Source organism: Persicimonas caeni (assembly GCF_006517175.1).
GTDB lineage: Bacteria > Myxococcota_A > Bradymonadia > Bradymonadales > Bradymonadaceae > Persicimonas > Persicimonas caeni.
Map to the genome: position 1 here is coordinate 45,920 of NZ_CP041186.1, position 22,625 is coordinate 68,544.

Sequence of the window (22,625 nt, forward strand, 5' to 3'; positions counted from 1 at the left end):
GCGTCAATATGGGTGCGGGCGAGCCCGCGGCGTGTCGGTTTGTATCAGGTCTATCGCATTTCGAACGTGGCGACCAGCGCGCCGTGATCAGATCCGCCCAATCCGGCGGGCTGGCGGTCGTGGACCGAGCGGGCGCTGCCGTCGACGTAGGCGCCTCCGGAGGTCGACGCCAACAGCAGGTGATCGATCGCCTCTTGCTCCCAGTTCCACACGTAGGTGAACACATCTTCGAGACTCTGGTCGGCGCCCACGCGCAACAAGCCGCCGTCGTCGGTCAACGCGGCCATCGGCTCGGAGTCGGGGGTGTCGTTCAAGTCGCCGCCGAGGACCACGAGCGCGTCGTCGTTTTGCGCGGCTACCTCATCCAAGATGCGGCGTGCTTCCTGGGCTTCGGCGAGCCGGCGGCCGGCGTCGTCACTTGCTTTGGAGACGAAGTGGGCCGTGAACACGATCACCCGCTCGCCGTCGATGTCGAGGTCGACGCGCAGAAACTCACGCGCAAACCGCGTGTGGCTGCCGTCGGGGCGCTGCAGGTCGCTGCTGTCGCGGTAGCCCTTCGTGTCGACCAGCGTGCCGCGGGCGAGCACGCCGACGTCGACCGAGGCGACGTTGCCAATCTCGCCGAGCTCGGAGACCGGGTACTCCCCGTCGAATTTGGCGGCCAGCGCGTCGAGCACCGACTGCTTCTCGATTTCTTGGAGCAGGACCACATCGGCGTCGAGGTCGTCGATCGCCGCCGAGAGCTTGTCGAGCCGGTTGTTGAAGCCGTTCTCGGAGAGTTGCTCCTCCCAGTCGTTCGGCCCGCAGCGGTTCGAGTCACATTCGGTATCGAAAAAGCGGCGCACGTTGAAGGTGGCGATGGTGATTTGCGCAGCGTCCGGCGCGGCGTCGACGCCGGTGTCCGCCTCGAGCGCCGCGTCGTCACCCGAGGACGACGGCGGCGCAGAACAGCCGCCCAAGGCCACGAGGGTGGCGGTAAGAATGAGGACGAGGAGTTGTTCGAGCCGCCGTGCGATCATGCAGTGTTCCAAGAGATGCCGTATCTGAGTGCCTTTATCAGCAGTTTTGCGGCATTCTAGGACTTTTTGTATCGAAAATCGATTGCGCCAACCAACAATTCGGCAACCTCAGCACTCACGGCCGCAGACCCTCCGCCCGTCATTGATGTAGCACACCGAGTCGTGGCATCATCGTGCCCATCATCATACATCCTAGAAGGCAAAAATGAGACACACTCTCGAGCCGTCGCGCGCCACGCTCCACGGCAAATTCTCGCCCGACCTCGACCCGGCGCTGACCGTCGACCGGGGCGACACGGTCGTCTACCGCACCCTCGACATCAGCTTCGGGCGCGGCCAACACGTCCGCGGCGAACCGACTCGTCCCAAGTGGGGGCCCCGGGAGAGCCCGCGCGACGATGGGCCGGCGCTGCACGGCCCGGTCTACGTGCGCGGAGCCCTCGCCGGCTCGACGCTCGTCGCCCACCTCGAAGAGATCCGCCCCGCCGACTGGGGCTGGACCTACTCGGGTCAGGGCCCCTTTAACCGCGCGCTCAACGAAGCCGTCGGCCTAGGCGACGCCGACAGCCGCCTGCTGCTGTGGGAGCTCGACGCCGACGCCATGGTCGGCACCAGCGAGCGCGGCCACCGCGTCGAACTGCGCCCTTTCATGGGCACTATCGGCCTGACTCCGGCAGGCTCTGGCTGGCACGAGGGCTGGTTCCCCACTCCTCATGGCGGCAACATGGACTGCAAGGAGCTCGTCGCGGGTACCATGCTCTACCTGCCGGTCGGCGTCGACGGCGGCCTCGTATCGCTCGGCGACGGCCACGCCCGCCAGGGCGACGGCGAACTCGCCGGCACCGCCATCGAGTGCCCGATGGAGCGCGTGGTGGTGCGCTACGACGTCGAGACGTCCTTCTCCGTGGACGTGCCCACCGCGCGCACGCCCTCCGGGTGGGTGACCCTGGGATTCTCGCGCGACCTCGACGAAGCCGCCGCCCAGGCCGTCTCGGGCATGCTCGACGTGCTCGAGCGCGAACTCGAGGTCGACCGCCAGGAGGCCATGCTGCTCGCAAGCGTGGTCGTCGACGTGCGCATCACCCAACTCGTCAACGGCGTGCGCGGCGTCCACGCCGTGTTCGACCCCGACGATTTGCTGGGGTGAGGTCGACGCACCGGGTGATCTCGGCGCGTTCGCTTTGGGACGGGCGGACCGTCCGAGGTCGACACGAATCGACAACCCGAATCGAGTCGATCATCGGGTGCGCTCGTCCTTTTGGATTTTGGAAGTCCGGATCGAGCGACGTCGTAGTGTGCCCGCTAACATCATCGACTCCATCATCGGACGCACTCGTTCCCTCACGTTTTGGAACACCGGATCAACCGATGTTCACGACTTCTCACATTCTGATCTCGGCTGATCATCGGTCGGTCTGGGCCTCTCATGTTGTCGACTCGCGAGGACCACGCTATCGTAGAGCTCTCACACTCAATTCACGGGGGAACATTGGACTCCCGGACGTGCCAACGACTCGCGGTCGCCCCACCCCCGTTGGATCTCTGGTGGAAGGCTGTTGGCGCTCCACAACGCTGATTGACGTCATCAAGGAGCATGCAATGAGCAACAAAATTGGCAAGCCAATCCAAAACCAACTCGACACCACCCGTGAAGTCGTCGCATCGATCGATACGCACATCGATCTCGTCACCCCCAAACTCGATGGCTGGGCGGGCCAGAACGAAGGACAATGGCGCGCGGTGATGCAGGGATGCCGCGGCGAACTCTCCGGGGCCGCCGACCAGCTACGTGATGCGGCGACCAAGCTGGCCGAGGAGCGTTCCGACGACGCGCGCCACCTCGAGGAGCGCGATCACCTCAACGGCGTACTGTACGACAACACCGTCAACATCAAGTCGGCTATCGACGGGTCGAGCCGCCCGCAGCTGCTCGAGGAGACTGGGCTCGACGGGGTCACCCCGCGCAACGCCAAAAACCTGCTCGAGTACACCGGCCGCGCTATCCGCGGCCTCGAGACTGTCGACGCGCGCCTCGAAAGCCCGCTGGGCTTCGAGTTCAGCACTCCCGAAGTCGCCGAGCGCCTCAAGCCCGAGCATCAGGCACTGTCGGACAAACTCGAGGTCGTCGCCCGCGAGTACCGCGAGCTGGAAACCGCCCTGCTTCGCCGCGACCAAGCCATCGAGCGCTGGACGACCACCTACCAAGCCGTCGCCAGCATCCTCGAGCAACTCTACACCATCGCCGGCTTCGAGGAGCTCGCTGGGCGCATTCGCCCGACGGCGCGTCGCGCACGTGGCGTCGACGGCCCCCAGGACACCGACGCCGACGACGTCGTCGACACCGACGTGGACGTCGAGCCGGTCGAGGCGTGATCGTCTCGCTCGAGTAGACCGACACGCCGACTAAACAAAACGCCCCTGGCAGATCGTCGGATCTGCCAGGGGCGTTTTGGTGTTCGACGCACACCGATGCGCCTACCGACGATTTTCGCCGGCATGGGCGCTGATCGAATATGCGAATGGTTGTGACTTCGACGGGCAAAGCCCGCCTCGTTTTTGAAGCCTCCCCGGCCAGGTCGCACACTGCGCACTTCGCACGCCTGACCCGACGCCACCACCTACACCGACGCCGCTGCGGCAACTCCCACGGCACAGACCCATCTTCACGCCACGTCTTTTACTTCGACGCTTCCACGAGCCCGCACCGGGCAAATCCGCCGACCGACCGACCGAAGCCGGCCGAACGACGGCGCCGCCTCCGCCGAGCGCGTCGAAGATGGACGGACAAACATCCCATCGAAGATACGCTCGCTACGAAGACATTGTTTTGCGGAACGAGGAAACCGATTCCGCCGCAACTACCGTGAGCCCACCGGCTCGACCACCACGCGTGAGCCAAAACCGACTTCGACTCACCCGTTCAACAAAAAAATGCGCGGACAACCCACCCGGGTTGTCCGCGCATTCGTAAGAGAGCTTTCGGCCTTCGGTGCGAGTGCTTCCAGCTCTCGCAAACGAGGGCAAGATGCCCCCGCACCGACTTTCTTCGGCCCTCGCACCGATGCTCTTCGGCGTCATCATCCGTGCAACGAATCGAGGCCGGTGCGCCAGCGGTCGGCGAGTGTGTCGACGGCAACGTCGAGCACCTCACCCCACACGAATTGGCCGTCGTCGGTCGTCTCGCCGATGTCGGCGGCGGGCACGCCGGCGGCCTCGGCCGCCTCGAGCACGGCGTCGGCCTTGTCGGCGGCGACGCTGACGACGATGCGCGAGGGCGACTCGCTGAACAACTCGAGGTCGGGACGCTCGGTGGCGTCCATGTCGAGTTTGACGCCGATGCCGTCGACCGAGGAGGTAAAGCAGCCCTCGGCGAGCGCGACGCCCAGACCGCCCTCGGCGCAGTCGTGAGCGCTGCGAACCTGTCCGTTGGCGATCAACTCGCGCACGAGCTTTTGGACGACGACCTCGCGGTCCAGGTCGAGCTTGGGCGGCTTGTCGCCGATTTGGCCCGTCTGGCGCCACAGGTACTCCGAGCCGCCCAGGTCGTCCTGGTCGGTCTCGCCGAGCAGGATGATGCGGTCGCCCGACTCCTTGAAGTCCATGGTCGTGTAGCCGCCTGCCTCGTACTTCGTGCCCTCGAGCGGGCCGTCGAAGCCGCCGACGAGCGCGACCGACGGGGTCGGGTAGATGTCGACCTCGTTCGAGGCGTTGTAGAGGCTGACGTTGCCGCTGACCACCGGGGCGTCGAGCGCGATGCAGGCTTCCTTCATGCCGTCGACCGCGCGGGCGAATTGCCACATGATCTCGGGGTTTTCGGGGTTGCCGAAGTTCATGCAGTCGGTGGTGCCCAGAGGCTTTGCGCCAACGCAGCTCAGGTTGCGCGCGCACTCGGCGACGGCGAGCTTGGCGCCCTCCTCGGCGTCGAGGTAGCAGAACCGGCTGTTGCAATCGACGGCGATGGCCAACGACTGGTCGGTTCCGGGCACGCGCAGCACGGCGGCGTCACCGGCGCCGGGACGCACGACCGTGCCCACGCCGACCATGTGGTCGAATTGCTCGTAGACGTAGTTTCTGGAGCAGATATTCGGGCTTCCGACCAGGTCCTCGAAGGCCTCGGCCAGGTCGGCCGGCGCGTCGACGCTGGCCGGCTCGAGCTCGTCCATATACGCCGGGCGCTTTTGCGGGCGGTCGTATTTGGGGGCAGCCGAGGTGAGCTTGGAGACGGGGATATCGACGACTTTTTCGCCGTGCTGCCACACCTCGAAGCTGTCGCCCTCGGTGACCTCGCCGATCTGGGCCCATTCGAGCTCCCAGCGGTCGAAGATCTCGGCGACGGCGTCCTCTTTGCCCTTCTCGACGACGATGAGCATGCGCTCCTGGCTCTCGCTGAGCAGGAACTCGTAGGCGCTCATATTCTCTTCGCGCGCCGGGATCTTGTCGGCGTCGATGCGCACGCCGTTGCCGGCGCGGTCGGCCATCTCGACCGACGAGCTCGTCAGGCCGGCGGCGCCCATGTCCTGGATGCCGACGATGGAATCGGTGCGCATGAGCTCTTGGCAGGCTTCGAGCAAGAGCTTCTCGCGGAACGGGTCGCCCACCTGGACGGTCGGGCGCTCGGCCTCTTTCTCCTCGGAGAACTCCTGGCTGGCCATCGTCGCGCCGTGGATGCCGTCGCGGCCGGTGCCCGAGCCGACGTAGAAGATCGGGTTGCCCACGCCCTCGGCGATGCCCTTGAAGATCTCGTCCTTCCTGCACACGCCGACGTTGAAGACGTTGACCAGGATATTGCCGTTATACGACGGGTCGAAGTAGATCTCGCCGCCCACGGTGGGCACGCCGATGCAGTTGCCATAGCCGGCGATGCCGGCGACGACGCCGTGGAACAGGTGCGGGGTCTTCTCGTGGTCGACCGCGCCGAACCGGAGGCTGTTCATGTTGCCGATGGGCCGCGCGCCCATGGTGAACACGTCGCGAAGGATGCCGCCCACGCCGGTCGCCGCGCCCTGATAGGGCTCGATATAGCTCGGGTGGTTGTGGCTCTCCATCTTGAAGACCGCGGCGTAGCCCCCGCCGATGTCGACCGCGCCGGCGTTTTCGCCGGGGCCTTGGACGACCTGCGGACCCTCGGTCGGCAGGCGGCTCAGGTGGACCCGCGAGCTCTTGTACGAACAGTGCTCGCTCCACATCGCGCTGACCACGCCCACCTCGGCGAGCGTCGGCTCACGACCCAAGATCTCGAGGGCGAGGTCGAATTCCTCGTCGGACAGGCCGTTGGCCTTGGCGAATTCTCGTTTTTCTTCGAGTTTCATCTCTAACGTAGTCCTTCAGAAATCGAGGCGCCTCAAACGAGCGAATCGACAACCGCCTTGAATAACGCCAATCCTTCATCACTGCCCAACACGGCCTCTGCTGCGCGCTCCGGGTGCGGCATCATGCCCACCACGTTGCCCTCGCGGTTACAGATGCCGGCGATATTGGCCACGCTGCCGTTGGGGTTGAACTCCGGGGCGACCTCGCCGTCCTTCGAGCAGTACTCGAAGACGATCTGGTCGTTGTCGCGAAGCTCGGCCAGGCCGTCTTCGTCGATGAAGTAGTTGCCCTCGGCGTGGGCGATGGGGAGCGTGATGACCTCGCCCTGCTCGAGCGTCGACGTGAACGGGGTTCGCGTCGTGGCGCAGCGAAGCGGGCTGTCCTTGCAGATGAAGGTGAGCGACGTGTTGCGGAGCATCGCGCCGGGCAGAAGCCCGGTCTCGAGCAAGACTTGAAAGCCGTTGCAGATGCCCAGCACCGGCCCGCCGTTGGCGGCGAACTCGGCGACGGTGTCCATCACCGGGCTCATCTTGGCGATGGCGCCGGTGCGCAGGTAATCACCGTAGGAGAAGCCGCCCGGAAGGAGCACGCAGTCGGCGCCCTTGAGGTCGGTGTCGCGGTGCCAGACGTACTCGACGGGGGCGTCGAGCACGCGGGAGACCACATGAAAGCAGTCCCGGTCACAGTTCGAACCGGGAAAGACCACTACTGCGAATTTCATAACTGGTTCTTGGTTCTTGGTTTTTGGTTCTTGGTTTGGGTTCGCGAGGCGTGTCATTCGAATCGATACGCCTCTGGCTCGCGTCGGCCATGCCGATGAACAGTGCGAATGGCCTCGGTTGGCAACGCCAAGAACCAAGAACCAACCACCAAGAACCGTGAAAACGGAGCTTATTCGTCCAGAAACTCGACGGTGTAGTCTTCAATCACCGGGTTGACCAAGAACTCCGAGCACATCTGGTCGATCTCGGCGGCGATTTCCTCGCGCGTGCCCGACTCGAAGTGCAGGTCGATGACCTTCCCGACGCGGACTTGGTCGACCTGGCCGTGGCCGAGGCGCTCCAATCCGGTGTGGACGACTTTGCCCTCGGGATCGAAGACCCCGGGCTTGTTCTGAATCAATACTCGTGCGCGCGGCATATGTATTTTCCTACTGCAATTGGTTGATGTTCGCCGCCCCCTCCGCCTCGCAGACTACGCTCGGCACCTCCCCCAATCGGGGAGGGGTGGCGATTCAAACTTCGACGCCCAGTCGCTCGGCGACTTCTTCGTACGCCTCGATGAGCTCGCCTTTGTCGTAGCGGAACACGTCCTTGTCGAGGCTGTCGCCCGACTCGATGTCCCACAGGCGGCTGGTGTCGGGGCTGATCTCGTCGCCGAGAATGATCGCGCCGGCGGAGTCGACGCCAAACTCGAGCTTGAAGTCGACCAGGCGGATGCCCGCCTTCTCGAAGATCGGCTGGAGCACGTCGTTGACCCGCAGCGCGGCCTGCTTGATCTGGTCGAGCTCTTCATCGTCGACGATGTCGAGCATCTTGATGTGCACGTCGGCCAAGATCGGGTCGCCCAGCTCGTCTTTTTTGTAGTAGGTCTCGACGATGGGCGGGTCGACCTTGCTGCCTTCTTTGAGGCCCGTGCGGCGTCCGAGGCTGCCGGCCACGTGATTTCGCACCACGACCTCCAGCGGCACGATCTCGAGCTTGCGGATGAGCATATCGGTCTCGGTGCGCCGCTCGATGTAATGCGTAAGGACCCCTGCCTCTTCCAACTTCTCGAACAAAAACGACGAGATGGCGTTATTGAGGGCGCCTTTGCCCTCGAACTGAGCGAATTTCTCGCCGTTGAACGCCGTGGCGTCGTCCTTGAAGCGCTGGACGTAGTGGTCCCGGTCGTCTTCGAGCAGAATCAGCTGCTTGGCTTTGCCTTCGTATGCGACGTCAAAATCCATGGTGGCTCCTCTTAGTTCCTCACCAGACTCTCAATTGTGGGCCGGTCGGTTGGCCAGACTCGCTCGCTCTCGTCGGACTCTCGGCAGACTCACTGGCCGAAGACACGCGCGAAGATGTCGTCGACGTGTCGCAGCGAGTGCTCGAGGTCGAAACATTGGTCGAGCTCTTCATCGCTCAGGTGCTCGGTGATGTCGTCGTCGGCGCGCGCGAGCTTCTCGAAGTCCTTCTCCTGCTCCCAGGCGACCATCGCCACGCTTTGAACGCGCTTGTACGCCTCGTTGCGGGACAGGCCCTTGCGAATCAGCATCGACAGGACACGCTGGCTGAACGGCAGCCCGCGGGTGCGGTCGAGGTTGGCGCGCATGTTCTCGGGGTAGACCACGAGGTTGTCCAAGACCTTGGTCATGCGCACGAGCGCAAAATCGAGCACGCCGGTGGCGTCCGGACCGATCATGCGCTCGACCGACGAGTGGCTGATATCTCGTTCGTGCCACAGCGCGACATTTTCGAGCGCGGGGGTAATATAACCCCGAACCGTGCGAGCCAAGCCGGTGACGTTTTCACTTAGCACCGGATTGCGCTTGTGAGGCATCGAGCTCGAGCCCTTCTGGCCCTTGCGAAACTTCTCTTCGGCCTCGCGAAGCTCGGTGCGCTGCATGTGGCGGATTTCGACGGCGAATTTTTCCAGGCTCGAGGCGATCAGCCCCAGGGCGCAGAAGAATTCGGCGTGGCGGTCGCGCTGGACGATCTGGCTCGACGCCGGCGCGGCGTTCAGCCCCAGCTTGTCGCACACGTAGGCTTCGACCGACGGCGGCACGTTGGTGAAGGTGCCCACCGACCCGGAGATCTTGCCGTACGAGATGGTCTCGCGCGCGTTCTCCAGGCGCTTTCGGTTGCGGCGCATCTCGTCGTACCAGATGGCCAGGGTGTGCCCGAAGGTGGTCGGCTCGGCGTGGATGCCGTGGCTTCGACCGATCTTGGGGGTGTGTTTGTGCTCCATGGCGCGCCGCTCGATGACCTCCATCATCTCGTCGATATCGGCGAGGAGGATGTCGGCGGCCTGGCGCAGTTGGATGGCGAAGGTGGTGTCGAGGATATCCGAGCTGGTCAGCCCGAAGTGAATCCAGCGCCCGTACTCCTCGCCGACCTGCTCTTCGAGGCTCTGCACGAAGGCGGCGATGTCGTGTCGGGTGATCTTCTCGATCTCTTTGGCCCGGTCGACGTCGACGACCGCGTTGTCGCGGATCTCGGCGGCGGCCTCTTCTGGCACAACGCCTTCTTCGGCCCACGCCTCGACGGCGGCCAATTCGACATCAAACCAGATATTGTACTTGTTGGTTTCGGACCAGAGTTCGGCGAGTTCGGGGCGGGTATAGCGGGGGATCATCTCAGACTCCCTGCAAAGGCAGACTCGTCAATGGGAGGCGGCGGCCCTCGAGCCGCCAGCCGGCGGTCGCCCCCTACCTAGCGCAAGCTCCCCGAATTCACAAGCAGTCTGAGTCAGAAAAATTTCGCCGACTTACTCGGGATTGGCGCAGCAGCGGAACCCGATATTCGACGAGCCCGACCCCGGCGCCTTGGGCGACGAGTAGCGGCACGAGGCGACCTCGGGGCCGCTGTCGAAGCCACCGCCGGCGATGCGCTGCTCGGCGACCCACTCGTGGGCGTTGCCGGTCATGTCGCGCGCGCCGGTCCAGCTACGGCAACTGCTGAAACTGCCGGCGGCCGCCAAGCTACGCTCGAATTCGTCTTCGTCGACGGTGTTGCACTTGTTCGGGTCCCACTTTCGACCGTAGGGGTATTTGCTGCCGCAGGCGCGGCGCCACTCGCTCAGCTCGCACAGGCGCTTGCCCTTGGCGTTGCACAACTGCTTGGCCTTGAACCAGCTGACGTTGGTCTTCGGCTTCACACCGCGCGCAGGATATTCGTAGGCGTCGATGCAGTAGTTGCCCTTCTTCGACTTGACCAGCAGCATGCCCGGCTTGCACTTGGTGCCGGAGGCCACGGCCTTCTTCTCTTCCTTCTTGTCGTTCTTTTTGGCCGCGCCGCCAGACGCCTTTTTGGCAGCGCCCTGCCCTTTGTCGCCCGTCGACGTCTTGCTCTCGCTGCTCGTCGAGGCGCGCGCGCCGTCGTCAGCCTTCTCGTCTTTGAGCATGGCGGCGGCTTCGGCCATGTCTTTGAGGCCTTCAGCGTCGTCCTTGGCCGACGTCTCCTCGGCCTTCTTGGCGGCGACGACAGCCTTGCCACGCGCGGCGAGCATGGTCTTGCCGGCCTTTTCGGCCGCGGCGGCGACCTCTTTGCCGGAGGCTTCCGTTGCCGAGTCGCCCTTGTCAGCCGTCTCGGTCTCGTCGCCATTCTCCTCACCTTCGGGCGTCTCGGACGCCTCGACGCTCGCCTCGTCACCGTCGCCGATCTCGACGTGCTGACCCTCCTCCTTGCCGCTGCTCATCCACATGATGGCGCCGATGAGGCCGACGAGCGCGATCAGACCGGCAAAGATAAGCGCCGGAGACGTATCGGAGTCGTCCTCGGCCTTTTTGGCCCCCGGCGGAGGCTTGATGGCTGTCTTGGTCTCTTCCTTGGGCTCGAGCTTGGCTGCGGCGCCTTTGGGGGGCGGCGGCAGCTCCTCGCGGCGAACCTCGTTAGTCTCGAGCAGGTCGCCCAACTCGGGGTCCTCGGGCTCGTCGCGGTCGTATTCGCGCGTGGCGATATCGTCTTCAATGGGCTCGGCGATATCCGACGGCGTCTCTTCGAGCAGCAGCTCGTCGGCGGGCGCCGACTGCGGCGGAGGCGGCGGCGTGCTGACCTCCGCAAGGCCCGCGGGTTCGGGAACCGAGATCTCGTCGCCCGAGCTGTGCAGCAGGCTTCCGGTGTCGACGAGCGTGACGAAGTCTTCGCTCAAGGCCTCCACGCTCGGATAGCGCTCAGATGGGTCGAAGGCGGTCGCGCGTCGAACGAGCGCGTCGACGCCGGCGACCTCGGGACGATCGGAGGGCGGCGAACCCGGGGTATAATCGGGCCCGAAGAGCATCTCGCCGATGAGCATGCCTAGGCTGTAGACGTCGCAGCGCGGGTCGGCCTCTTCGGACGGCGTGTGTAGCTCGGGAGCCACATACGGGCTATCGGACGCGCGATCGGCGAACATCTCGTGGTCGATCGCCGCGTACAGATAGTGGTCGGTGAGCTTGATGAGCTCGGGCAGGAAGATGATGTTCTCGGGCTTGAGGTTTCCGTGGGGAAACTCCCGATTGATATGCTGCACCGCCAGGGTGATCTGGCTGACGATGGGCTCGAGCTCCTCGAGGGTGAACTTCTCGCCTTTGTTGCGCCGCATCTTGAGCACTTTGCGCAGGCTCAAGCCTTCGAGCGCCTGCATCGACACCCAGGCGTGGTCTTTGTGCACGCCGCTGCCGTGAACCCGAACCACGTTGGTCTGGGTCATCGTGCGCGCCGTGCGCGCGGTGCGCAGGAACTGCTCTTGGTGGACGGGGTTTTCGATCAGCTTCGGATCGAAGATTTTGACGGCCACTTCGGCGTCGATCAGCGTGTCTTCGGCCCGGTAGACCTCACCGAAGGGCCCCTTGCCGATCAACTCGCCGAGTTTGAACCGCTCGGAGATGACCTCGTTCGGCGGAAAATAACGCCCGTCGGCCTTGATGGCGCGCATCTGTTGGGTCATGCGACGCAGACCGTCGGAGCGCAGCTCCATGCGTCGAGATTTGCGCTTCAGATCCGCCCCGCAGTTCTGGCAGGACGAATCTTCGGGCGATACCGGGCTTCCACACTGATGACAAAGCACGCGTCTCTCCTAATCTGATAGAGCAATAGGTGCGTGGCGGTCTATCCAACGACGCGGCGAGTCTTCAGCCGACGTGATCGCGGCTGGTTTACTCCCAAGGCGTTATGAATAATCGGATGATCAACTATCAAATCGCCCCTTCGGGCGCAACATGCGGGTGTGCTCGGCACCTACAGTCACGGTCGTAGTGCACCACAGCTGCGGTTGTCATGAAAAGGGGCAGCGACTACAATCGTAAGCCAACCGCACTCTACACACAAAATTTTGGAGGCCCCGTGCTCATCAGCCTCGTTGCGTTGGAAAAGCGCCCCGCCGTTGTCCTGACTGCTTTGTTGGTCCTGGCGGCGTTCACCCTCGCCGGATTCGGAACCGCGCTGGCCATCAAGCCCGAGAAGAAGTTCAAGGGCCAGATCGTCATCAGCAAGAAGCGCTTTCCCAGCCGCTTCAAGAGCGACCGCCAGTTCATCCGGCACATGAAGAAGGTCAACACCCACAAGTTGACCGCCGAAGGCGACGAGGACTGGAAATTCGAGTATATGGCCTTTCTTCCCGAGCGTATCGCCACGCTCAAGGCCGCGGTGACCTACTACGACATCACCAACCCGGGCCAGAAAAAGTACATCAACAACTTCGCGTTCTATCCGAGCGACCGAAAGGACAAGATCGTCGCCGGACACGCCGAGCTGTCCAACGACAAGTTCGAAGCCAACCGCAAGTACCTGATGGTCTTCAGTCGCGGCTACGGCCAGACGCCGCTCGCCAAGACGAAGTTCGTCCTGAAGCGCAAGGGCGGGAAAAAGAAGGAGAGCGGCGTGGTCGACTTCACCGCTGACGGGAAAGAGAAAAAGAAAGCGAAAGAGAGAAAAGAAGCGAAAGAGAGAAAAGAAGCGAAAGAGAGAAAAGAAGCGAAAGAGAGAAAAGAAGCGAAAGAGAAAGCGAAAGAGTAAAAGGAAGCGAAAGAGTAAAAAAGTGAAAGAGCTAAGGGAGTGACGGGGTCAGTCGAGGCGCTTGGGCGGCAAGGCGAAGCCGTCGGTGTCCTCGGCCGGATCTTTCTCTTTGGACTCTTCAGCCGAACCGTCCGTTGATTTGGGCGGCTCGGTTTCAGCCGGCGGCTCCTCCTGAGCCGTCGGCTTTTTCGCTGCAGGCTTCTCGACGGGCTTTTCGGCCGGCTTCGGCTTCTCGACAGGCTGCGGCTTCGGCTTTTCGGCCGGCTTCGGCTTCTCGACAGGTTGCGGCTTCGGCTTGTTGACCGGCTTCGGCTTGTTGGCCTGCTCGGGCTTCTCTTTGTTGTTCTTTTGCTCACGCGCAATGCGCGCGGCCAACTCCCGGCGCCTTTTGCGCGCCGCTTTGGGGAGTTCGTCGTCACCCATCCACATATACGTCGCGTCGAGGGCGCGTTTGGCAGCGCCGACATCGCCGTGGCGCAGGTTGTCCTCGGCCGCAGAGAGCGAGCCGATGACCTGACCGGTGACGAGCACGCGGTTGATGTCCACCTGCGGGGCGGCAGGCCCCTGGGCGGGCGGGTTTTCGATCTGAGCGCCTGCAGCACCTTCGTTGCCGCCGTCGACCGCGGGGCCATCGGAGCCAAGCGCCCAGACGAGCACGCCGGCGACCATCACGGCCACCAGGGCGCCGGCGACGATGCGCCAGCTGCGGTTCTCTTCAAACGTGACTTCTTCGCGCTCGGCCCACTCGCGCGCCAGGTCGACCTCTTCGAGCGCGCCGACGGCCTCGTCCGAGTCGTCGATCTCGCCCAGCTCGACGTCGGCGGCGCGTTCCGGGTCGGTGTTCAGCGGCGAGTCGAGGTTGCCATAGGCGACCGTCTCGCTGTCGTGGATGCCGGGCGCGTCGGTTTGATGGGGCGGTGACGGGGTGTCAGCGGCCGTGTCGGCGACCTCCGAGGAGACCGCGCCGAGCCTGGCGGTACCACCGGCCGCCGTGTTCATCGGCCCACTGGCGCTCTTGGCCTCTTCGAGTGCTTCGAGCAGGTCGTCGGCCGACTGGTAGCGCTCCTCGGGCTCCTTGTTGAGGCATTTGAGGATGACCGCCTCCAGACGAAGGGGCACCTCGATATCCTCGCGGGCTTCCGAGGGGCGCGGTGGGCGCTCGTTGAGCTGCTTGTTGAGCACGATCAGCTTGTTCTTGCCTTTGAACGGCAATTTGCCGGTGGCGATGTAGAACAAGATAACGCCCATGGCGTACAAGTCCGAGCGCGGGTCGGCGGTGTCGCCGCGCGCCTGCTCGGGCGACATGAACTCGGGGGTGCCGAACACCGAGCCGGTTTCGGTCATCGGCCCGTGCTCGTGGTCGTCGTCGACGATCTTGGCGATGCCGAAGTCGAGCACTTTGACGGCGTATCGCCCACGACTCGTGGGCATCAGCATGATGTTGTCGGGCTTCAAATCGCGGTGGATCACGCCTTGGCTATGCGCCGCCGACAGGACCTCGCACACCTGAGCCGCCACCGAGATGACCCGCTCCAGGTCGAACGGCCCGATCTCTTTGAGGGTTTCGGTGAGGCTCTTGCCTTCGATGAACTCGGTGATGAGATACAGCGCGCCGTCGTCGTGCTGCCCGTACTCGAGCAACGTGACGGCGTTGGGGTGGTTGACCTTGCAGTAGGAGCGCGCCTCGTTCAGAAAGCGCATGATGATGCCTTCGTCGGCGGTGAATTTCTTGCTCAGAAATTTCACCGCCACCCGCTGGCCCAGCGGCTCGTTGATGCCGAGGTAGACCTCGCCCATGCCGCCGGCGCCGAGACGATCGACGATCTTGTACTTGCCGCCGACGGTCTCGCCGACATAGCTCTCGCGCACCGCGCGGATGGGCACCAACGGGCTGCCGCAGTTGACGCAGAACTCCCCGCCGTCACTCTGCGAGACCATGCACTGCTTGCAGATCTTGACGATCTTGGCCTTGGCCTCGCCCTGCTCGGCCGGCACCTCGGACTGCGCGCTCGTCTCCTCCAGCGCCGGGTCGCCCTCGTCACGCCCGAAGGCCGGTGCCGTGTCGCTGCCCACTTTTTGTTCGACGTCGTCGCCCAACTGTCTCTCACTTCATTGCAGTATGCGCTGGCCATTCTGCCATGCTCAGGCTGCTTTTCAAATTACAACCCGATTTTGGGTCGAATCCCTTCCGGGAGTATCGCTCGAGAGGACCAAATTCTTCTCTGAACCTCGTCCATTTTGAATACTCCTCAGTGATTCATCGTCTCTCCCGTGTAAGATAAGATGCCCAATTGCTGTTGCGACTCACTCAAAGACGTCAAACCATGTCCGCACCTACCAAACGAACCGAAAAGTCCCCAAACTGGCACATCTTCTGGCCCGTCTATGCCGGGGCGATCATTTTGATGAGCCTCGGCTGCGTCGCCGGAGACCAGAACGCCCACGTCGGTGAAATCGGCGTGTGCGGCACGAGCACCGAGCAGTGGACTGAGGGGCGCGGCCAAGCGGGCTTTCTGGGCTTCTATCACGCGGTCAACGCCTACGATCTGACGACGGACTCGGCCTACTATGAGTTCGACCCGTTCATCATGGAGGGGAGCTTCGGCGCCTACTACGTGTCACACTGGGACAACGGCGCGCCGGCGCGCATCGTCGAGGTGAGCACCAGTGATCCGGACGTCATCGCCATCGACGCGGTCTACGAGTCGTCGTTCGACGTCGAGGCGATCGGGCCGGGTGCGGCCGAGATTCGCGTCGAGACCGACGCGGGCGTGGCCGACCGCATCGAGCTGATCGTGACCGACGTGGCCAGCGTCGAGTTCGACCATTGCTGCTCGAGCTCTTCGCGGGCCTACTACCTGACGAATAGCGAGATCGAGATCCCGGTCACCTACGTAGACAGCTACGGCGAAACGCCCATCGGCTTTGGGCGCTTCCCCTTCCGCATCAGCGACGAGAGCAACCTGACCTGGCTCGACAACGTCGCCGATCCCACCGACATCCACCTTCAATCGGGCCCGCGCGCGACCGACGTGACACTTACGCCGACCGTGGCGGGCAACTCGTTGACCCTCGAGCTCATCGCCCCGAGCGACGTCGACGGTATCAGCACGCACTGGGAACCCGATCCGTACGCCTCCGGCCTCTGGTTCGTCGGCGGCGTGCTGCACCGAGACGGAGAGCCCGTGTGTGCAGGCAAGTACCCGATGCGCGTCGAGACGCTCACCCCGAGCGTCTGCTCGCTCGTCTCCCCGTCGAACGCCCTTCGCGACCGAATGCGCATCGCGGCCGACGAGACAGTGCTCGTCGAAGAGCGTGCGCTGGGCACCTGCGAATTGCTCGTCCAACTGCTCGACGACAACGGCCGCGTGGTCCTCGAACGGGAGACCGAAAAGAGATTCTAGAAGAGAAATTCTAGTGCTCACCCCGAGCCGTGTGCTAAAAGGTCAAAAAACGCCTTAATGCGCTGAAGATTTGCTCGGGTAAATGTATATGAAGGAAAAGATTTTTGTGTCGGACCTCGTCGAGGGGAGCTTCATCACCTCGGTCTTTTTGGTCGCCGACAAGACGCTGCGAACCACCAAGAGCGGCAATCCGTTTCTGGCGCTCGACCTGGCCGACAAGAGCGGCAATATCGACTCGAAAGTGTGGGACAACGCCGAGGCCATCGGCTCGCGCTTCGAGGCCGACGATTTCGTGATGGTCGAGGCGCAGGTCGAGTCGTACCGCGGCCAACTGCAACTCAACGTGCGCGACCTCAAGCGCATGGATGACGACGATGTCGCGCTCGAAGACTTCATCCCCGCGTCTCGCTGGGACCGCGACGAGATGCTCGAGCAGCTCAAGGACGTCGTCGGCCGCGAGATCAAAAGCCCCGAGATGCTTCGCTTCTTCGACGCATTGTTCGAAGAGAAGCAGTTGATGAAGCAGTTCACCCTTGCGCCGGCCGCCAAGGGCAACCACCACGCCTACCTGGGCGGCCTGCTCGAGCACGCCCTGTCGATGACGCGCTTGGCGGTGCGCATGACCCGCCACTACGCGCACTACTACCCCGGCATGCTCAACCAAGATCTGGTGATCGCCGGCTGCGTACTCCACGACATCGGCAAGTGCTTCGAGCTCAGCTACGGACGCTCGTTCAACTACACCACCGAAGGCCAACTCGTCGGCCACATCGTCCAGGGCGTCGAGCTGATCACCGCGATCGCCAAGAAGGTCAGCCCTCCCCTGCCCGCCGAGATGCTCATGCAGCTCAAGCACCTGGTGTTGAGCCACCACGGAAAGCTCGAGTACGGCTCCCCCATCTTGCCGCGCACCGCCGAAGCGCTGCTGCTGCACGAGATCGACATGATCGACAGCCGCATGAACATGTACTCCAACATGGTCGCCGAGCACGAAGGAGGCACCAACAGCGAAGAGGCGTTCACCGATTATCAGCGCCTGTTCCAGGGGCGCATGTATATGGGCGACGACACCGGCACCAAGTGGGCGAAGACGACCACGCCGAACGAGGACGACCTCGAGGGCCCCGGCGCCGCTGCGGTGCTCGAGGCCGAGGGCACGCCCAAAGGCGAGCGCCGCCAGCCGGCGAGCGCCGGGGAATCGGACCCCAACCTCAGTTTGTTCTCCGAATGAGCCGGCGCCACTCGCACTCGCGGCATAAATTTGCGACGATAGGCCATCACAAAAACTCAGCCACGCGGACTGTCGATGAGCATCCTCAACCGCCTCAATCGCATTATTCGTTCCAACGTCAGCGACCTGCGCAATGCGGGTCAGTCGAGCTCGCTCGAAGGCGCGCTCGGCGAGATGGAAGCCAGCCTCAAAGACGCCCGGCGCCAGAAGGCAAAGCTGCGCCAGGACGAAAAACGCCTGGTGGCCGCCATCCGCGAGCAACGTGACAAAGCGGACCAGTGGGAAGACCGCGCGATGATGGCGCTCAAGCAGGGCGAAGAAGACCTGGCGCGCGACGCTCTGGCCGTGCGAAACGAGGCGCTCGACAAGGCCGCGCAGTTGCGTGAGAGCCTCGAGGAGCACCGCATGTACTTGCAGGATATCGAGAGCGCGCTGGAGGCGCTCGAGATGAAGCTGGAGGGCACACGCGGCAAACTGCGCGCGTCGAGCTCGCCATCACGCCGGCCGCAGCGCATTCGCGACGAGAGCGACTGGGACGCCGAGTTTCGCCGCCGCGTGGGCGACCGGAGCGCTCGGGGCGACGATGACGGCGCGAGCGCATCGCGCACGACATCCTCGGAGACGAGCTACACACGCGACGAGCGTCTGTTTAACGAGATGGACCGCATGGGCGCCAAGATCGACGCCTTCGAGGCCGAAGTCGAGGCGATGCGCGAGTTGAGCGACGAAAACCTCCGCGACCCGGGCCGCCGCCGCTTGGAGGAACGCTTCCGCAACCTGGAAAACCGCGACCGCCGCTCCGACCGTGACCGCCGCGGCGCCGACAGCGGACCGAGCGACGACCTGGCCGACCTCAAAAAGAAGTTCGAGGACTGAGCCCTCCCCGCTTACTGGGCGACGTAGCTCGCCGCTGCGACGCCCTCGGCGCCCCGGCTCGATGCACTGCTCGAGCCGCCCCCAGCCCCGCCAAATCCAGCCTCGATCGTCGTGTCGGCCGGCGCACTGACCAACTCGGCGTCAGTGTAGATGCCAAACGACGGCCCACCGGCGCCGCCTCCTCCCGAGCCGCCATTGCCGCCGTCACCGCCGTCGCCGCCATTGCCGCCACGGCCGCTGCCGTCTTCGCCGTTACCACCGCTGCCGCCCAAACCAGCAGTTCCGCCTGAGCCGCCAGTTCCACCAGCGCCGCCCGCGCCGCCGCTGCCGCCGTAGATTTCACAGTCGACGATGGTGACGCCTGCGCTGTCGACCAAGAAGAGCGCGACCGAGGCGCCGCCGGCCTGACCACCGCCGCCTCCCGTGCCCGGGCAACCGCCGGCACCGCCTGCGCCGCCTGCGCCGCCCCACGAGCGGCAGTCACCGAAGCTTCCGCCGGCACCGCCGCCGCCTCCGCCGCCGCCTCCGCCACCGCCGCCGGTGCCGTCTTCGCCAGCCTGACCGTTGCTTCCCTGCCACTGCATGCCGTCAAAGGTGCCGTCGGTCGTGCCGCCTTGTCCGGCCTGGCCGTTACTCCCGTCAGCGCCGTTGGCGCCGTCGCCGCCGTCACCTTTGTGCGGCCCACCCGAGCCGCCGCTCGCGCCTCCGCCGCCGTCTCCGCCGCGGTCACCGCTGTCGTCCTCGCGGCCGGGCCGGCCACCGTAGCCGCCGGACTGGCCGCCACACTGGGTCGTCGGGCTGCTGGTCTGCGCCGGACGGTCTCCGCTGTTGCACGGCCAGTTGCCGTCTTCGACGCCGTCGGCTCCGTTGCCGCCGTCGGGACCGTTGCCCCCATCGCTGCCGTCGCTGCCCTTCTCGCCGTCGCCGGCGGTGCCGCCGGTGATCTTGACGTTTTGAAGCTCGACCCCGCTGCTGTTCTCCAGATAGACCGTCACCACCGTCTCGCCGGCGGCCGCCGTGTGCACGTTTTCGACCTCGAGATCGACCAGACGGGTCGCCGACGTGATGTCGACGCCGCGCACAGACGGGTTGCCGCCGCGAATCAGCGATCGGCCGCCGTCCTCGCGCTTCCATCCAAAGCCGTAGCCGCCGACCACGTGAACCCCGTCGACGAGTTCGACCGACTCTTCATACAAGCCGGCCTCGACGAGCACCCACGACTTGGCGGGATCTTGGGCGGCGGCGTCGATGGCCGCCTGCAGCGACTTCATCGGCGCGCTCATCGTGCCGTCGTTGGCGTCATCGCCATAACTCGCCACAAAGACGCTGGCGTCACGATCGCCGTCGACGCCATCACAGTCAGCGTCCTCGTAGCTCGGGTCGGGCTCGTCGGTCTCCAGGCAAGTCGGGCCGCTGTCGGCATCCTGCGGGCCGGTGTCGCGCGGCCCCGTGTCCGTGGGACCGGAGTCGAAGGTGTTGTTATTCGTGGAAATATCGTCGTCCCCGGCGTCTTGGGAGCCGGAGTCGGGCGGATCTTGGCGCTTGCCGAATTGAGAGTTGTCGCCGCCACAACCACCGGCGGCGATGGCGACGAGCAAGAATCCGACGGATACGGGGAGAGAGATCGACTTGGGCAACCACATGAGGCCACACTCCAACGAGAACGATTGGAACTATGACCTCAGGGTAAATTGGTGGGCGTCGCCGGTCAAATCTGCGCGACTTTTCCGGCCACGGCGATGCAGTCTCGCCATTCGCCGTCGATGTCGCCCATCCCATAGACGATGGCATTTCGCACCACAGCCCCTTCGCCGATGTCGACACCGTCGGCCACGACGTTGGGTCCGAGTTTGGCCCCATCGGCGACCGTAGTATGCCCGCCCAGAAGAACGGGCTTGGCGCACGCGGATTGATCGCTCACGGCATCCGGATTGTAGATAAAGAGGCCGTCGGCGAGCGCCTCGGGCAGCGGAGCTTGCTCGAAGAGCCCGGGATCGTCGAGTACCTGGCAGGTGGTGTCCAAGAAGAGCTTCGGGTTGTCGAGGGCCGCCCAAAAGCCGTCATTGACCGAGGCGTGGAACGTCTCGCCCTCCTCCATCAGCGGCCCATAGACGTCGCCAACCATGCAGCCCATCTCGAGCGGGATCTCCTCGAGCAGTTCGGGCTCGAGAATGTGGACCCCGGTAAAGTCGTACTCGGTGAGCTGAGCGCCGGCGTCGGGGTGACGCATGTCACGCAGCCCACGCAGGTTGCCGTCGGCGTCGAGCCAGACCTTGCCGGGCTGGTCTTCGGCCTTCGGACGCACCACGACCGTCGCCCGCGCGCCGCTCTTGCGGTGCTCGGCGATGTGGTGAGCCAAGTCGACATTCATGACGCTGTCGCCGTTGAGGGCCACTAGGGTGGCGTCGGGCTCGCCCAGCGCCTTCCACATGCCGCGGATGCCCCCGGCTGTTCCCAAGATCTCCCACTCGCGCGAGTAGACCGGCGCCAACCCGAACTGCTCGCCGATGCGATCGACGACCGGCGGGATCGAGTCAGCCAGGTGATGGAGGTTGATGGCCACCTTGGAGATGTCCGCCTTCGCCAAATGGTCGAGGGCGTAGGTGACGATGGGGATATTCAAGAACGGAAGGAGCGGCTTCGGAATCGCCTCGGTAAGGGGCTTGAGGCGAGTTCCGAAGCCGGCACACAGGACCGCTCCTACAACTTCACGGTCAGACATGAATCAAAACTCGTCGGAGTCCCAGGTGCCGCGGCCGCCGGCTTTGACCTCGGCTTTCTCCTCGACTTCCTCTTCGACCTCTTCTTCCTCGAAGGAAAACTCGGTCTCCTTTTCCTTGGCGCCCTCTTTCATGCCCATCTTGGCCTTGAGAGCGGCGAGCGCCTCGTCGGCGCCGTGGTCGGCTTCGAGGTCCTCGAATTTGGAGGCGAGGTCGTCGCCGCTGAAGCCCTCGGCGAGCTCGGCGCTGGCCTCGGCCTCGGCTTCCATCTGCTCGATCTTCTCGGACATGCGGTCGAAGGCATCGAACGCGGACGTGTCGTTGAGGCCCGACATCGTCTCTTGGATGGTCTTCTGAGCTTCGGCGCGCTTTTTGCGAGCGATGAGGAGGTTCTTTTTGCGTTTGGCCTCCTCGATCTTGTTGTTGAGCTGGCGAAGCGAGTCACGAAGCTTGTCGGCGGCAGCTTTCTGCGCTTCCCACTGCCCCTGGTACTCCTCGGCGAGCTCGTCGTGCTCCTGCTTGCGCGACAGGGCTTCTTTGGCCAAGTCGTCACGCCCGGCGCGCACGGCCATCATCGCCTTCTTCTCCCACTCGCTGGCCTTGTGGACCTCCGAGTCGAGCTGCTTTTTGAGCCGCTTCTCATCAGCGATGGCCACCGCCACCTGCTTCTTGGCGTTGATCAACTGCTCCTTCATGTCGAGGATCAGCTGATTGAGGATCTTTTCGGGATCCTCGGCCTTACTGATGAGATCGTTGATATTCGCTTTGAGGAGCGTTCCGATCCGTCCGAAAATGCTCATCTATTCTCTCCTTAAAATTACCGCCCAATGCGATCTGATGAACGCCGAGCCGGGGCGAGTTATTCGATACGGGACGAGTTTGATTAGACGCCGGCTTCTTCGGCCTGCTCTTCTTTGCCGCCCGCGTAGGTTCGAAGCTCCTCGTAATGCTCGCGAATCGCCAGCGCAATGGCGTCGATGGCCGCCTGGAACTCGTTGTAGTCGAGGTTTTCACTCTGCAACGTATCGACGATGACGACCGCCTCGTCCTCGAGGCCGAAGGCGCCGGCGACCATGGCGGTCGCGTTGAGTTCGAGCAGACGGGTAAACAGCTCGAGACGGTTGTCCGAGGGTGCCTCCATCAGCTTGACCCGAAACGTGATCACCGGCTCGTTGTGAATGAGCACGATGTTGTCGATGTAGTCGGTCTCGTCGTGGATGAGCCACAGCCCATCGCCGACCTGCTCGAACGGAAGCTCGGCCTCGATCATGTAGGCCTCGATCTGCTCGTTTGTGATCGCCATCGTCTTACCTCCAAAAACCCAGCTGGGGTTAAAATTTTCGAAAACTACGCGAGATGGGGCATGTTAG

18 protein-coding genes are annotated in these 22,625 nt (G+C 64.0%); 6 read left to right on the forward strand and 12 right to left on the reverse strand.

Annotated elements, in window-relative coordinates; genetic code table 11:
- Positions 1-50 precede the first annotated feature (50 nt).
- Entirely contained in the window at positions 51-1,019 is a 969-nt protein-coding gene (locus tag FIV42_RS00185; protein ID WP_141195710.1) for an endonuclease/exonuclease/phosphatase family protein, read from the reverse strand.
- 205 nt (positions 1,020-1,224) lie between these two features.
- On the opposite strand from FIV42_RS00185, the gene FIV42_RS00190 reads away from it, so the two are divergent.
- Positions 1,225-2,166: an acetamidase/formamidase family protein gene (locus FIV42_RS00190; protein WP_141195711.1), complete on the forward strand. Its 942-nt coding sequence runs from the start codon at positions 1,225-1,227 to the stop codon at positions 2,164-2,166.
- 452 nt (positions 2,167-2,618) lie between these two features.
- Positions 2,619-3,392 carry a hypothetical protein gene (locus FIV42_RS00195; RefSeq protein ID WP_141195712.1) on the forward strand — a complete coding sequence of 258 codons (774 nt, stop codon included), beginning with the start codon at positions 2,619-2,621 and terminating at the stop codon, positions 3,390-3,392.
- Between the two features lie 704 nt (positions 3,393-4,096).
- Here the strand turns inward: FIV42_RS00195 and purL are convergent.
- From purL to FIV42_RS00225, 6 genes are all read right to left on the reverse strand, one after another.
- A complete protein-coding gene (gene purL, locus FIV42_RS00200) occupies positions 4,097-6,328 on the reverse strand; it encodes a phosphoribosylformylglycinamidine synthase subunit PurL (RefSeq protein WP_141195713.1) in 2,232 nt (743 codons plus the stop codon).
- A gap of 32 nt (positions 6,329-6,360) precedes the next feature.
- Positions 6,361-7,050, reverse strand: coding sequence for a phosphoribosylformylglycinamidine synthase subunit PurQ (gene purQ / locus FIV42_RS00205; RefSeq protein ID WP_141195714.1), 690 nt, complete (start codon positions 7,048-7,050; stop codon positions 6,361-6,363).
- A gap of 170 nt (positions 7,051-7,220) precedes the next feature.
- Positions 7,221-7,469, reverse strand: coding sequence for a phosphoribosylformylglycinamidine synthase subunit PurS (gene purS, locus FIV42_RS00210; RefSeq protein ID WP_141195715.1), 249 nt, complete (start codon positions 7,467-7,469; stop codon positions 7,221-7,223).
- A 94-nt stretch (positions 7,470-7,563) separates the two neighbouring features.
- Positions 7,564-8,277: a phosphoribosylaminoimidazolesuccinocarboxamide synthase gene (gene purC / locus FIV42_RS00215; RefSeq protein ID WP_141195716.1), complete on the reverse strand. Its 714-nt coding sequence runs from the start codon at positions 8,275-8,277 to the stop codon at positions 7,564-7,566.
- A gap of 89 nt (positions 8,278-8,366) precedes the next feature.
- Positions 8,367-9,665 carry an adenylosuccinate lyase gene (gene purB / locus FIV42_RS00220; RefSeq protein WP_141195717.1) on the reverse strand — a complete coding sequence of 433 codons (1,299 nt, stop codon included), beginning with the start codon at positions 9,663-9,665 and terminating at the stop codon, positions 8,367-8,369.
- Between the two features lie 132 nt (positions 9,666-9,797).
- Entirely contained in the window at positions 9,798-12,077 is a 2,280-nt protein-coding gene (locus FIV42_RS00225; protein ID WP_141195718.1) for a protein kinase domain-containing protein, read from the reverse strand.
- Between the two features lie 275 nt (positions 12,078-12,352).
- Here FIV42_RS00225 and FIV42_RS00230 point away from each other — a divergent pair, with 275 nt between their 5' ends.
- A complete protein-coding gene (locus FIV42_RS00230; RefSeq protein ID WP_141195719.1) occupies positions 12,353-13,024 on the forward strand; it encodes a hypothetical protein in 672 nt (223 codons plus the stop codon).
- Positions 13,025-13,072: 48 nt separating this feature from the next.
- Here FIV42_RS00230 and FIV42_RS30995 read toward each other — a convergent pair whose 3' ends face one another.
- Entirely contained in the window at positions 13,073-15,121 is a 2,049-nt protein-coding gene (locus tag FIV42_RS30995; protein WP_141195720.1) for a serine/threonine protein kinase, read from the reverse strand.
- 227 nt (positions 15,122-15,348) lie between these two features.
- Between FIV42_RS30995 and FIV42_RS00240 the strand changes: the two genes are divergently transcribed.
- From FIV42_RS00240 to FIV42_RS00250, 3 genes are all read left to right on the forward strand, one after another.
- Complete coding sequence (locus FIV42_RS00240) at positions 15,349-16,428, forward strand: hypothetical protein (protein ID WP_141195721.1); 1,080 nt, start codon at positions 15,349-15,351, stop codon at positions 16,426-16,428.
- Between the two features lie 88 nt (positions 16,429-16,516).
- Entirely contained in the window at positions 16,517-17,659 is a 1,143-nt protein-coding gene (locus FIV42_RS00245) for a 3'-5' exoribonuclease YhaM family protein (RefSeq protein WP_168210290.1), read from the forward strand.
- A gap of 75 nt (positions 17,660-17,734) precedes the next feature.
- Complete coding sequence (locus tag FIV42_RS00250; protein ID WP_141195723.1) at positions 17,735-18,535, forward strand: PspA/IM30 family protein; 801 nt, start codon at positions 17,735-17,737, stop codon at positions 18,533-18,535.
- Between the two features lie 11 nt (positions 18,536-18,546).
- Here the strand turns inward: FIV42_RS00250 and FIV42_RS29895 are convergent, their stop codons facing one another.
- The 4 genes from FIV42_RS29895 to FIV42_RS00265 form a co-directional block, all read right to left on the reverse strand.
- Positions 18,547-20,178, reverse strand: a complete 1,632-nt coding sequence (locus FIV42_RS29895; RefSeq protein ID WP_168210282.1) for a hypothetical protein — start codon at positions 20,176-20,178, stop codon at positions 18,547-18,549.
- 65 nt (positions 20,179-20,243) lie between these two features.
- Positions 20,244-21,257 (reverse strand): sugar phosphate nucleotidyltransferase, encoded by a 1,014-nt coding sequence (locus FIV42_RS00255; protein ID WP_141195724.1) that lies wholly within the window; start codon positions 21,255-21,257, stop codon positions 20,244-20,246.
- A gap of 3 nt (positions 21,258-21,260) precedes the next feature.
- The gene (locus tag FIV42_RS00260) at positions 21,261-22,055 is read right to left on the reverse strand and encodes a PspA/IM30 family protein (RefSeq protein ID WP_141195725.1); all 795 of its coding nucleotides are present in this window, start codon (positions 22,053-22,055) and stop codon (positions 21,261-21,263) included.
- Between the two features lie 83 nt (positions 22,056-22,138).
- Entirely contained in the window at positions 22,139-22,558 is a 420-nt protein-coding gene (locus FIV42_RS00265) for a CesT family type III secretion system chaperone (RefSeq protein WP_141195726.1), read from the reverse strand.
- Positions 22,559-22,625 lie beyond the last annotated feature (67 nt).

Bases quoted from the DNA above. Each gene is read 5' to 3' on its own strand.
- FIV42_RS00185 (WP_141195710.1), bottom strand. From the start codon at position 1,019: ATGATCGCACGGCGGCTCGAACAACTCCTCGTCCTCATTCTTACCGCC.
- FIV42_RS00190 (WP_141195711.1), top strand. From the start codon at position 1,225: ATGAGACACACTCTCGAGCCGTCGCGCGCCACGCTCCACGGCAAATTC.
- FIV42_RS00195 (WP_141195712.1), top strand. From the start codon at position 2,619: ATGAGCAACAAAATTGGCAAGCCAATCCAAAACCAACTCGACACCACC.
- purL (WP_141195713.1), bottom strand. From the start codon at position 6,328: ATGAAACTCGAAGAAAAACGAGAATTCGCCAAGGCCAACGGCCTGTCC.
- purQ (WP_141195714.1), bottom strand. From the start codon at position 7,050: ATGAAATTCGCAGTAGTGGTCTTTCCCGGTTCGAACTGTGACCGGGAC.
- purS (WP_141195715.1), bottom strand. From the start codon at position 7,469: ATGCCGCGCGCACGAGTATTGATTCAGAACAAGCCCGGGGTCTTCGAT.
- purC (WP_141195716.1), bottom strand. From the start codon at position 8,277: ATGGATTTTGACGTCGCATACGAAGGCAAAGCCAAGCAGCTGATTCTG.
- purB (WP_141195717.1), bottom strand. From the start codon at position 9,665: ATGATCCCCCGCTATACCCGCCCCGAACTCGCCGAACTCTGGTCCGAA.
- FIV42_RS00240 (WP_141195721.1), top strand. From the start codon at position 15,349: ATGTCCGCACCTACCAAACGAACCGAAAAGTCCCCAAACTGGCACATC.
- FIV42_RS00245 (WP_168210290.1), top strand. From the start codon at position 16,517: ATGAAGGAAAAGATTTTTGTGTCGGACCTCGTCGAGGGGAGCTTCATC.
- FIV42_RS00250 (WP_141195723.1), top strand. From the start codon at position 17,735: ATGAGCATCCTCAACCGCCTCAATCGCATTATTCGTTCCAACGTCAGC.
- FIV42_RS29895 (WP_168210282.1), bottom strand. From the start codon at position 20,178: ATGTGGTTGCCCAAGTCGATCTCTCTCCCCGTATCCGTCGGATTCTTG.
- FIV42_RS00255 (WP_141195724.1), bottom strand. From the start codon at position 21,257: ATGTCTGACCGTGAAGTTGTAGGAGCGGTCCTGTGTGCCGGCTTCGGA.
- FIV42_RS00260 (WP_141195725.1), bottom strand. From the start codon at position 22,055: ATGAGCATTTTCGGACGGATCGGAACGCTCCTCAAAGCGAATATCAAC.
- FIV42_RS00265 (WP_141195726.1), bottom strand. From the start codon at position 22,558: ATGGCGATCACAAACGAGCAGATCGAGGCCTACATGATCGAGGCCGAG.